This window comes from Methylobacterium gregans, assembly GCF_022179245.1.
Classification (GTDB): domain Bacteria; phylum Pseudomonadota; class Alphaproteobacteria; order Rhizobiales; family Beijerinckiaceae; genus Methylobacterium; species Methylobacterium gregans.
Map to the genome: position 1 here is coordinate 1 of NZ_BPQM01000046.1, position 9,939 is coordinate 9,939.

Genomic DNA, 9,939 nt, shown 5'->3' on the forward strand with positions numbered 1-9,939 from the left:
CCGGCGCACCCCCGCCGAGCTTCACGTCCTTGAGGATGAGCGCCAGCGGCACGAGGCAGGCGGTCATCGCGCCGAGCACCCAGAACACGTCGATATAGGCCCAGTACGCCACCTGCGTGGAGAGCTGGCTGCCGATCCAGGCGATGGCCTGGTTCTGCGCGTCCGGCCCCGCGTAGCCGTGCTGCTGGAAGTAGCGCGTCGCCTGCGCCAGGGTCTGCTGGTAGGCCGGGCTCGACGGATCGACCGATTCCACCAGCCGGCTCTGATGGAACTGGCTGCGATAGGCCAGGATGTTCTGGGCGAGCGACACGCCGAGCGACCCGCCGACGTTGCGCGCCACGTTGATGAGCGCCGAGGCCTGGTCGGTCCGGTCCTTCGGCAGGCCCTCGTAGGAGGCCGAAGTCACCGAGAGGAAGATCATCGGCAGGCCGATGCCGATGTAGATCCGCGACCACGCGAAGAACCAGAAGGTGGTGTCGCCGTAGATCCGGGTGAGGTCGTACATCCCGGCGGCCACGATCGCCCCGCCCGTCGCGATCAGCCATTTCGGCTGCACGAAGGACGAGAGCCGCCCGACCAGCGCCATCATCGCCACCGTGACGAGGCCGCCGGGGCCGAGCACCAGCCCCGACAGGGTGGCGGTGTAGCCGTAATATTCCTGCGTGATCTGCGGGATGAACTGCGTGGTGGCGATCAGCACCGCGCCGGTGAACAGCATCACCACGAAGCAGGAGCCGAACTGGCGGCTGTTGAGCAGGCGCAGGTCGATGACCGGGTTCTTCCGGGTCAGCAGCCACGGGATCATGGCGCAGAACGAGACCACCGTGAGGACGCCGAAGACGTTCATCAGGGTCGAGGTCCCGAACCAGTCCTTGCGCTGGCCCTCGTCGAGGACGACCTCCAGAGAACCGAGGAAGGTCGCGACCAGCAGGAAGCCGACAAGGTCGAAGCGCACGCCCTTCTTCCGCAGGTCCCGCCGCTCGCGCTTGGCCGCCTCGCTGTCCTCGATCAGCCAGTACATTAGCCCCAGCGCGATCAGCCCGATCGGCCCGTTGATCAGGAAGCACCAGTGCCAGGAGGCGTTGTCGGAGAGCCAGCCGCCGAGCGTCGGGCCGATCACCGGCGCCACCACGATGGCGACGCCGTAGAGGGCGAAGGCCTGGCCGCGCTTCGCGGGCGGGAAGGAATCGGCCAGGATCGACTGCGCGAGCGGCGCCATGCCGCCGCCGCCGAGCCCCTGGAGCACCCGGAACAGCAGCAGCGATTCGAGGCTCCAGGCGAAGCCGCACAGGACCGAGGCGAGCGTGAACAGCGCCACGCTCCACAGGAAGAAGGCCTTCCGCCCGTAGCGCTTGGCGAGGAAGCTCGACGCGATCAGCGTGATGGCGTTGGCCACGAGATAGCTCGTCACCACCCAGGCCGCCTCGTCGGGCCCGACCGCGAGGCCGCCCGAGATGTAGCGGAGCGCCACGTTGGCGATCGTGGTGTCGAGGACCTCCATGAAGGTGGCGAGCGCCACCACGAGGGCGATCGCCCAAGGATTGTGCCCCCCTGGGGCCTTGGCAGCCGCCGAGCTCACCGCACGTGCGCCCGGGGCACCACCGACATGCCCGGGCCGATCGAGACGTCGGTCGGCCACGCGTCGACCACGATCTTCACGGGGATGCGCTGCGTCACCTTCACGTAGTTGCCAGTGGCGTTCTGCGCCGGCAGCAGGCTGAAGGCTGTGCCGGAGCCCGGCTGCACCGAGGCGATCCGGCCCGTGATCCTGCGATCCGGATAGGCGTCGATCGTGACGTCGACGGGCTGGCCCGGGCGCATGTCGGTGACCTGCGTCTCCTTGTAGTTCGCGGTGACCCAGATCTCGTCGGGCACGAACATCGCGAGGCTCTGCCCGGCCTGCGCGTATTCCCCGACGCCGCCGGTGAGGCGCACGACGCGGCCGGCCTGGGCCGCCGTCACCGTCGTGTAGCCGAGGTTGAGCTGGGCCTGGTCGCGCTGGGCCTTCGCCTGGGCGAGCTGCGCCTCGGCGCTGGCGCGCTGCGCCTGGAGCGAGCCGATCTGCTTCTGGGCCGCCACCACGTTCGCGTTGGCGCTCGTCAGCGAGGCCTGGCGCTGCTGCAGGGTCGAGGTCGAGGATTGCGATTGCTGGATGGTGCCGGCTCCGCGCTCGGCGAGCGTCTTGTAGCGGGCGGCATCCTCCTCGGCGAACTTGAGGGCCGCCTGGGCGGTGTCGACCTGGGCCCTGGCCACCTCGATCTGCGCCCGCTGGGCCTCGATCTGCGCGTCGATGTTCTGGATCGCGGCATGGGCCGCCTGCACCTGCGCCTCGGCCTGCTCCAGTGCGACGCGGTAATCGCGCGGGTCGATCTGGAAGAGCGTATCGCCGGGTTTCACGTGCTGGTTGTCGGTGACCGCCACCGCCACGACGTAGCCGCCGACCTTCGGCGCGACCGTGAAGCTGCGCGCGTCCACGAAGGCGTCGTCGGTGGTCTCGTAGGGGTGCAGGGCGATCTGCCAGTAGAAGAACGTCGCGACGCCGAGCGCCAGCACCGCGAGGCCGCCGAGCGCGAACCACCAGGGGTGGCGCCGCAGCACGCTCGGGCGCCGGTCCTCGTCCGCGTCGCCCGTGTCCCGGTCCTGAGCCTCCGGCGCGGTGTCGCGGTCCGCATCGCCGGGTTCGCGGCCCGTCGGCTGGAGATCGAGGATGTCGCGCGCGTCGTCCGCCTCGGACCGGCGCGCGGACGCGTCGGCGGGCGCGGCCTGCCGCTGATCGTCAAGCATGGGAAGAAAGTGCCAGAGAAGGACCGGGGCTTAAACGCCGGACCTCGGTTGAACCCGCCTCGAACCCCAAAGGTACGAATGACACCAAAGTTCCATCCGGTGCCGTCGCGTCGCACGGAACGCCGCTCCCCACGCTGCGTTGCGGCAGCAATGCGGGGGCCGCGCCGCACGCTGCCGGAGGACCATGACATGGCTGGAACGTCCGACGCCTCCGGAGGGACATCTCCCTCGGCCGGAGGGATGAGCCCATCCGGCATCCCCCTCACCGGCCCGGCTCGCCTCGACGCGATGAGCACGGTGCTGGCCCGCAACTGGTGGCTCGTCGCCCTGCGGGGCGTCTTCGCCATCCTGTTCGGGATCGCCGCCCTCGTGGCGCCGGCCGCCTTCGTGCTCTCCCTGGTCCTGTTCTTCGCGGCCTACATGCTGGTCGACGGGATCTTCGGCATCGTCGCGGCGGTGCGGGCGGCGCAGCGGCACGAGCGCTGGGGCTTCCTGCTGTTCGAGGGCCTCATCGACATCCTGGTCGGCGTGACGGCCTTCCTGATGCCGGCGGCGGCGGTCTGGGCCTTCGTGCTCCTGGTCTCGATCTGGGCGCTCGTCTCGGGCGGACTGATGATCGCGGCGGCCTTCCGGCTCCACCTGCATTACGGGCGCTGGTGGCTGGTGCTCGGCGGGGTCGTCTCGGTGCTGTTCGGGCTCGCGCTCTTGATCAATCCCGGCATGTCCGCGCTGGTGCTGACATGGTGGCTCGGCGGCTACGCCGTGGCCTTCGGGGTGCTGCTCGTGATCCTCGCCTTCCGGCTGCGGGGACGCCACGAGGCGGCGGGCCGGCCGGCGCCGCTGGCGCGGTCCTGAGGCAGGGGGCCCATGTTCATGGCAGGACTTGCGGATCTCCCACCCTCGCGGAGCGGGAGGGAGAGAGCAGAGGGGGCCGCCCCTCAACCGGATCCGCGGTGAGGCTTTCACGCCGTAGCGGGCCCGTGCGGGATTCGTCTAAGAACGGCCGTGGATAAGCGTGACAGGCGGCCCGGCCGCTGGCGACGGATACGATGAGCCCTCCCGATCCGGAACGCCCGGGCCCCGGCGCGCCGGACCCGCGGCCCGAACCCGATACCCGCGCGGCGGCCCGCGAGGCGGCCTCGGCCGCCCGCACCCTCGCGCGCCAGCTCGGCATCCTCGGCGCGGGCGCCGCCCGCGCGGCCGTCCGCGGCGGGACGCGGCTCGGTGCGCAGAGCGCCGCAGGCCTCGGGAGTGCCGCCGCGGGCCTCGGCAGCGTCGCCGGGCGGCTCAAGGCCCGGCGCGCCTCCGCGGCAGATGCAGCGCCGGACGGCGCCCCCCCGGCGGCCGCCCCCGCGCCCGGGCAGGGACCCGCGCCGCGCCGGACCGTCCGGCCCCGCACCCGCGCGATCCTGGCGCTCGCCCTCTTGCTGCCGCTTGGCGCCCTGCTGCTCTACGTGCTGGCCGCTTTCCTGACCCTGCCGCCGCTGGGCTCCGTCTCGAACGATCCGGGCAGCCGCGCGCTCACCGTCGAGGCCGATGACGGGCGCGTCTTCGCCACCCGCGGCGCCTTCCGGGGCGAGCGGCTCACCGCCGCCGACCTGCCGCCGACGCTGGCCCAGGCCATCATCGCCATCGAGGACCGGCGCTTCTACAGCCACTGGGGCGTGGACCTGCGCGGACTCCTGCGGGCCGCGTGGCGCAACACGACCGGTGGCGGCGTGCGCGAGGGCGGCTCGACCATCACCCAGCAATATGTCCGCCTGACCTCGCTCTCCCAGGAGAAGACGCTCCGGCGCAAGATCCAGGAGGCCTTCCTGGCGCTCCGGGCCGAGAGCGAATTGTCGAAGAGCGACATCCTGGTCGGATACCTCAACACCGCCTATTTCGGCGCGGGAGCCTACGGGGCGGACGCGGCGGCCCGGCGCTATTTCGGCAAGCCCGCCAAGCAGCTCACCCTGCCGGAGGCCGCGATGCTGGCGGGCCTCGTGCGCGCGCCCTCGCAGCTCGCCCCCACCCGCAACTTCGGCGGCGCCAAGGAGCGGGCCGACGTGGTGCTCCAGGCCATGGTCGAGACCGGCGCCATCTCCACCAAGGAGGCGGACGCGGCCCGCGCCAAGACCGTGACGCTGCGCACGCCGCCCGAGACGCCGCCCGGCACCAACTACTTCCTCGACATGGTGCAGGCGGACGCCAAGCGCCTGACCGACACGGGGGGCGACCTCACGGTGCGCTCGACCTTGAATCTCGACCTGCAGAGCCTCGCCGAGGGCGTGATCGCCCGCCGCCTCGACGCGGAGGGGGCGAAGAAGAAGGTCGGCCAAGCCGCCCTCGTGGCGCTCTCGCCCCAGGGCGCGATCCTGGCGATGGTCGGCGGGCGCGACTACGAGGACAGCCAGTTCAACCGGGCGGTCCAGGCCAAGCGCCAGGCCGGCTCGCTGTTCAAGCTCTTCGTCTACCTCACGGCCTACGAGCAGGGGCTGAGCCCGGACTCGGTGCTGGTCGACCGCCCGGTCCAGATCGGCGATTGGGAGCCGCAGAATTCCAACAACCGCTTCCGCGGCGCGCTGCCGCTCCGCAGCGCCTTCGCGCTCTCGGTCAACACCATCGCGGCCCAGCTCGGCGACGAGCTCGGCATCCCGGCGGTGATCGCGACGGCGAAATCCCTCGGCGTAACCTCGGAGCTGCCGAACGTGCCGAGCCTCGCGCTCGGCTCCGCCGAGGTGACGCTCCTCGAGATGACCCGCGCCTACGCGGGCGTGCTCGCCAACCGCACGCCGCTCGAGACCTACGCGGTCCACGCGATCCGGGGCGGCCAGCCGCAGCCGATCTACCTGCACCCGGACCAGGCCGCGAACCGGGGCCTGCCCGGCGACAGCCGCACGATGATGCTCGACTCGCTGCAGGCGGTGGTCGATTCCGGCACCGGCAAGGCCGCGCGGGTGCCGGGCCTCGCGGTCGGCGGCAAGACCGGCACGACCCAGGATTACCGGGACGCGTGGTTCATCGGCGTGACGCCCGAGATGGTCGTGGGCATCTGGGTCGGCAACGACGACAATTCCTCGATGAACCGGGTCGGCGGCGGCGACCTGCCGGCCGCGATGTTCCGGGACTTCGTGCAGCGGGCCTCCGCCCAGCTCGCCAAGGGCCGCAAGCGCCCCTCGGCCGCCCGCGCGGAGCCGGCGCCCGCCCCGGCACCCGCGCCCGCCCCGGCGCCTTCGGCTCCGGTCCCGCCCGCCGCGATCCCGGCGGGGCCTGAGGCGCGCGGCGTGCCGGAGGTGATCGACACCGGCACGCTCGCGTTCCGCGGCCGTGTCGTGCGGCTCGCCGGCGTCGAGGGCCAGGGCGGCGCACTCGCCCGCCAGCTCGCCCGGTACCTGCGCCGCCGGGAGGTGTCCTGCGCGCCCGAGAGCGACGGCATGCGCTGCCGCATCGACGGGGACGACCTCGCCGCCCTGATCCTGGCCGCCGGCGGGGCGCGCGCGAGCGAGGACGCCCCCCAGGATCTCCTGGCCGCCGAGGAGCAGGCCCGCTCCGAGCGCGTGGGGTTGTGGGGGCGCGAGCGCTGAGGGCCGACGCTCTCCCTCCCCCCACTGCGGGGGAGGGTGGCCCGCGAAGCGGGTCGGGAGAGGGGACCCCAGTTTCAGGAAAAGGCTGAGCGGGTGTGAAGGTCAGAGCCTTCGTCTGCACCGTTGCTCCCCTCTCCCGACCCGGCCTCACGGCCGGCCCACCCTCCCCCGCAGAGGGGGGAGGGAGAGCGTTGCGGGTACGAAAAAGCCCTCCCCGCCGGCGGCGAGGAAGGCTCCTCTCAAACCGGAGCCGCCTGTGCGGCTCCCTCTCACATCACGCCGCGATCGCTTGCGCGGACGGTCCGGCCTGCCGCACGTCGGCGTCGACGTGGCTCTCGAAGCGCTTGAAGTTCTCGTCGAACATCGCCACGAGCCGCGCCGCCGTCTCCACGAAGGCGCCCTTGTTGGCCCAGGTCTTCACCGGGGTCAGGATGTGGGGCTCGACGCCCGGGACCGAGACCGGCACCGCGAAGCCGAAATACGGGTCGCGGCGGAACTCGGCCTGGGCGAGCGAGCCGTCGAGCGCCGCACTCAGCAGGCGGCGGGTGACGCGGATCGGCATGCGGCGGCCGGTGCCGACGCCGCCGCCGGTCCAGCCGGTGTTGACGAGCCAGCAATCGACGCTGTGCTTGGCGATGAGGTCGCGCAGCAGGTTGCCGTAGGTGCTCGGGTGCCGCGGCATGAAGGGTGCGCCGAAGCAGGTCGAGAAGGTCGCCTCCGGCCCGGTCAGGCCGCGCTCGGTGCCCGCCACCTTCGCGGTGTAGCCCGAGAGGAAGTGGTACATCGCCTCGGCGCCCGTGAGCTTGGCGATCGGCGGCATCACCCCGAAGGCGTCGCAGGTCAGCATCACGATGTTCTTCGGATGCCCGGCCCGGCCCGTGGCGCTCGCGTTCGCGATGAAGTCGAGCGGGTAGGCGCAGCGGGTGTTCTCGGTCAGCGAGGCGTCGTCGAAGTCCGGCACACGGGTGAGCGGGTCGATCACCACGTTCTCCATCACCGTGCCGAAGCGCTCGGTAGTGGCGTAGATCTCGGGCTCGGCGTTGCGCGAGAGCCGGATGGTCTTGGCGTAGCAGCCGCCCTCGAAGTTGAAGATGCCCTCGTTCGACCAGCCGTGCTCGTCGTCGCCCAGCAGCTGGCGCGAGGAATCGTTCGATAGCGTGGTCTTGCCGGTGCCCGACAGGCCGAAGAAGATCGCCGAGCCGCCCTCCGCGTCGAGCGCGGCGTTGGCTGAGCAGTGCATCGGCATCACGCCGCGACCGGGCAGGATGTAGTTGAGGTAGGTGAAGACCGACTTCTTCATCTCGCCCGCGTAGGCCGAGCCGCCGATCAGCACGATCTTGCGGGTGAAGTCGATGGCGATGACCGTCTTCGAGCGGCAGCCGTGCCGGGCGGGATCCGCCTGGAAGCTCGGCAGGTCGATGATCGTCATATCGGGCACGTAGCCCGCGATCTCGGAGCGGTCCGGCCGGATCAGCAGGTTGCGGATGAACAGCGAGTGCCACGCGAACTCGGTGAAGACCCGGGCCTTGACCCGGTGGGCCGGGTCGGCGCCGCCGTAGAGGTCCTGGGCGAAGAGTTCCTTGCCCTCGGCATGCGTCAGGAAGTCCTGGTAGAGGGTCTCGAACTGTTCCGGCGTGATCGCGCCGTTGTTGTCCCACCAGATCTCGGTCTCGGTGGCGGCGTCCCGCACCACGAACTTGTCCTTGGGGGAACGGCCCGTATGGCTGCCCGTGGTCGCCACCAGGGCGCCGCCCCGGGCGAGCTGCCCCTCCTTGCGCGACAGGGCCTCCTCGTAGAGCCGGGGGGCCTCGAGGTTCCAGTGGACGGCCTTCAGCGCGCGGAAGCCGATGGCCTCGGCGCCGTGGCCCGCGTTGAACTCACCGATATGCGTCACGATCGTCTCTCCCGAGCCCCTGTTCGCGCCGTTGTCGCAGTCCTGGGGATCTCCCAGGATCGCTAGGAGCGTCCGTGCGGTCGTTCAGGACCGCCGCACGCTGGTTCTCCGCTCCAGACCCTGCCTTGGTCGGGCGGCGCGGGCCGCCCGGTCAATCTGAACTTTGGACGTAGATCCGCCCCGCGGGCCATCCGAAGTCCCGAGCGCGACCGGCAGGGGCCGGGCCGCCGCGCGTGACTGGGGCCGACCGCCTGACGGTATCCTGAACAGTCGTCGCATGGGCGGGCACGGGCGCGACGGAACCCCTATATTGTAACCCGGCGCAACACCCTTTCGGCCGTCCCCCTGCCCCGCTATGGCGGGCGCGCCGCTCCCCGGAACGACCTGCCCCGACACGAGAGTACCCGATGCCGCAAGCCGTCGCCGGTCCGGAGATCGAGCGCCTGATCCAGCTTCTCGCCCGGATGCCGGGGCTTGGGCCGCGCTCGGCCCGCCGCGCCGCGTTGCAGCTCATCAAGAAGCGCGACACGCTGCTGGGCCCGCTCGCCGACGCCATGCGCGTGGCGGCCGAGCGCATCGTGGTCTGCCAGTCCTGCGGCAACGTCGACACCAGCGATCCCTGCACGATCTGCCGCGACGCCGCCCGCGACCCCTCGACGCTGGTGGTGGTGGAGGACGTTTCCGACCTCTGGGCGCTGGAGCGCTCGGGCGCGGTCGCGGCGCGCTACCACGTGCTCGGCGGCGTGCTCTCGGCGCTCGACGGCGTGCGGCCGGAGCACCTCAACATCGCGAGCCTGGTCGAGCGGGCGAGCGAGCCGGCCGTCAAGGAGATCATCCTGGCGCTCAACGCCACGGTCGACGGACAGACCACGGCCCACTACGTCACCGAGTCGATCCGCCATCTAAACCTGAAGGTCACCCGCCTCGCCCACGGCGTGCCGGTGGGCGGCGAGCTCGATTATCTGGACGAGGGCACGCTGATGGCGGCCATCCGCAGCCGCACGGCGTTCTGAGCGCGTCGGCGCCCTTCATTTGACCGGCACTGCGCCCCACCCTATTCGAAGCGCTTCCTCAGACGCCCGCGCGCCCCGTCCCGATCGAGCCATGGCCATCCTTCCCCTCGTCATCCTGCCGGATTCGCGCCTGCGCCTCATCTCCGAGCCGGTCGGCCCCGTCACCAGCGAGATCCGCAAGCTCGCCGACGACATGCTGGAGACGATGTACGACGCGCCGGGCGTCGGGCTCGCCGGGATCCAGATCGGCGTGCAGAAGCGGATCGTCACCATCGACACCTCGAAGGAGGAGGGCGTGCGCCGCCCGCAGGTCTTCCTCGATCCGGTGGTCACCTGGGAATCCGAGGAGACGCGCGGCTACGACGAGGGCTGCCTGTCGATCCCGGACTACTACGCCGAGGTGACGCGACCCGACCGGGTGCGCGTGCGCTTCCGCGATCTCGACGGGAAGGAGCAGGAGATCGAGGCCGACGGCCTGCTCGCCACCTGCCTGCAGCACGAGATCGACCATCTCAACGGCGTGCTGTTCATCGACCACATCTCGAAGCTGAAGCGCGACCGGGTGATGAAGAAGTTCGCCAAGGCGGCCAAGCGCGACGCGGCCTGAGGCCCCGGGGATGCGCGTCGTCTTCATGGGCACTCCGGACTTCGCGGTGCCGACGCTGGCGCGGCTGGCGGAGGA

The 9,939-nt window shown here is 71.3% G+C and carries 7 protein-coding genes; 4 read left to right on the top strand and 3 right to left on the bottom strand.

All coding sequences use genetic code 11. From position 1 onward, the window contains the following. Both MFF54_RS10590 and MFF54_RS10595 read right to left on the bottom strand, forming a co-directional pair. The coding region (locus tag MFF54_RS10590) for a DHA2 family efflux MFS transporter permease subunit (RefSeq protein WP_238302717.1) at positions 1 to 1,579 on the bottom strand (1,579 nt) is incomplete at its 3' end. Then, complete coding sequence (locus MFF54_RS10595; RefSeq protein ID WP_238302718.1) at positions 1,576 to 2,784, bottom strand: HlyD family secretion protein; 1,209 nt, start codon at positions 2,782 to 2,784, stop codon at positions 1,576 to 1,578. The genes MFF54_RS10590 and MFF54_RS10595, both read right to left, overlap by 4 nt. A gap of 189 nt (positions 2,785 to 2,973) precedes the next feature. On the opposite strand from MFF54_RS10595, the gene MFF54_RS10600 reads away from it, so the two are divergent. Together MFF54_RS10600 and MFF54_RS10605 are read left to right on the top strand one after the other, a co-directional pair. Next, positions 2,974 to 3,639, top strand: a complete 666-nt coding sequence (locus tag MFF54_RS10600) for an HdeD family acid-resistance protein (protein ID WP_238302719.1) — start codon at positions 2,974 to 2,976, stop codon at positions 3,637 to 3,639. Between the two features lie 194 nt (positions 3,640 to 3,833). Continuing rightward, entirely contained in the window at positions 3,834 to 6,350 is a 2,517-nt protein-coding gene (locus tag MFF54_RS10605) for a PBP1A family penicillin-binding protein (protein ID WP_238302720.1), read from the top strand. A gap of 274 nt (positions 6,351 to 6,624) precedes the next feature. On the opposite strand, the gene MFF54_RS10610 is transcribed toward MFF54_RS10605, so the two are convergent. Next, complete coding sequence (locus MFF54_RS10610) at positions 6,625 to 8,244, bottom strand: phosphoenolpyruvate carboxykinase (RefSeq protein ID WP_238302721.1); 1,620 nt, start codon at positions 8,242 to 8,244, stop codon at positions 6,625 to 6,627. A gap of 407 nt (positions 8,245 to 8,651) precedes the next feature. On the opposite strand from MFF54_RS10610, the gene recR reads away from it, so the two are divergent. Beyond that, entirely contained in the window at positions 8,652 to 9,257 is a 606-nt protein-coding gene (gene recR, locus MFF54_RS10615; RefSeq protein ID WP_238302722.1) for a recombination mediator RecR, read from the top strand. 91 nt (positions 9,258 to 9,348) lie between these two features. After that, positions 9,349 to 9,864 (top strand): peptide deformylase, encoded by a 516-nt coding sequence (def, locus tag MFF54_RS10620; protein ID WP_238302723.1) that lies wholly within the window; start codon positions 9,349 to 9,351, stop codon positions 9,862 to 9,864. Positions 9,865 to 9,939 lie beyond the last annotated feature (75 nt).